At 59.9% G+C, this 1,929-nt stretch carries 1 pseudogene; it reads left to right on the top strand.

Going from position 1 to position 1,929, the window contains the following annotated elements:
* The first annotated feature begins 434 nt into the window (after positions 1-434).
* Positions 435-1,858 (top strand): annotated as a pseudogene (gene ltrA / locus ACK59Z_RS25720) (group II intron reverse transcriptase/maturase).
* The last annotated feature ends 71 nt before the right edge of the window (positions 1,859-1,929 follow it).

Genomic DNA, 1,929 nt, shown 5'->3' with positions numbered 1-1,929 from the left:
TTTTTGTTGTGCGCCAGGCATGGCGCGTTGCGCGCAAGCGCAACCTGCTTGGCTATGGTGGCCGAGCGGGTGACTTGGAGGTGAAAGTCCTCTACACACCCGGCAAGGGGAAGTGTTAGCCGGAGGCAAGGGTGTCGCGGGCGACTGCGAATCTGAAGGAAGCCCGAGGCAAAATGCTGGCCTGACGAACAGGAAGCGGATCAGGCGGCACAGCGGGGTCAGGCGGCAACAATCGCCAAAGCCCAATACTTGCACGGAGCGCTGTGACGTAAATCCGACAGGCATAAGCAGGAAGGTCGCGCGAATTACCCTGGGAGATCTGCACGCTTGCCATAGTGCTACCGAGCGTCGAGAGGCGACGGGATGAGCGTGCAGAAGTCAGCCGAAGCCGTAGTAAGTGGCGGATAACCGCGCCACCAAGGGCCGAACAGGTTATGCCGCTAGTAGGCGTCACTGTCTCGTTGGTAGCCGTAATGCAGAAAGTTCCTACAACGGAATCTGTCACTCCGAATCCCGGCCAGAAGCCGAGGGTGATGCCTGACAGTGCAAAGGTGCCGGCGGCGTCAGCGACGTGGACGAACGCGGAGCCGGACACGCTGATGGAGCGGGTGCTTGCACCGGCCAACCTCAGGCGTGCGTATCAACGCGTGGTTAGCAACAAGGGGGCTCCGGGTGCTGATGGCATGACGGTCGCTGACTTGGCGGGCTACGTGAAACAGTATTGGCCAACCCTCAAGGCCAGGTTGCTGGCCGGTGAATACCATCCCCAAGCAGTGCGAGCGGTTGAAATTCCCAAGCCGCAGGGCGGCACACGGCAACTGGGAATCCCCACCGTCAAGTGGATCGCCTGATCCAGCAAGCACTGCAGCAGCAGCTCACACCTATCTTCGACCCACTGTTCTCGGACTACAGCTATGGTTTTCGTCCGGGCAGAAGTACGCATCAAGCCATCGAGATGGCTCGTGCTCATGTGACAGCGGGACACCGCTGGTGCGTGGAACTTGATCTGGAGAAGTTTTTCGATCGGGTCAATCACGACATCCTCATGGCCTGCATCGAACGTCGAATCAAAGACAAGTGCGTACTCAGGCTTATCCGCCGCTACCTTGAAGCCGGGATCATGTCGGGCGGTGTCGTCAGCCCACGGCAGGAGGGGACGCCGCAAGGCGGCCCGCTTTCGCCGTTGCTGTCGAATATCCTTCTGGATAAGCTCGACCGCGAATTGGAACGGCGGGGTCATCGCTTCGTGCGCTACGCCGATGATGCGAACATTTATGTGCGCAGTCCTCGGGCGGGCGAACGGGTACTGGCCAGTGTCGAACGCTTCCTGAATCAACGTTTGAAACTGACGGTGAATCAGAAGAAGAGTCGAGTCGCGAGAGCCTGGAAGTGTGACTACTTGGGCTATGGGATGAGCTGGCATCAGCAGCCAAGGCTGCGGGTGGCAACGACGAGCCTGGGTCGCCTGCGCGACCGGCTCGCAGAGCTGCTACGCGGTGCACGGGGTCGCAAGATGACGAATACCATCGAGCGGATAAACCCTGTCCTGCGAGGCTGGGCGGGTTACTTCAAGCTTAGCCAGAGCAAACGGCCACTTGAGGAACTGGATGGCTGGATCAGGCACAAACTCCGCTGTGCCATCTGGCGCCAATGGAAGCAGCCCTCTACGAGGGCGCGCAACCTGATGCGTCTGGGCTTAAGCGAAGAGCGTGCCTGTAAATCGGTCTGTAACGGCCGAGGCCCGTGGTGGAACTCGGGGGCGCCACATATGAATCAGGCGCTGCCGAAGAAGCTATGGGATCGACTCGGACTGGTCTCGATACTGGATACGATCAACCGGCTTAGCCGCATAGCTTGAACCGCCGTGTACGGAACCGTACGCACGGTGGTGTGAGAGGACGGCGGGTGTGAGCCCGCCTCCTACTCGAT

Origin of the sequence: Pseudomonas sp. KCJK9058 (genome assembly GCF_046230975.1) — a bacterium.
GTDB lineage: Bacteria > Pseudomonadota > Gammaproteobacteria > Pseudomonadales > Pseudomonadaceae > Aquipseudomonas > Aquipseudomonas alloputida.
The sequence above is the reverse complement of the archived record's forward strand: the minus strand, read 5'-3'. Positions and strand labels throughout refer to the sequence as shown.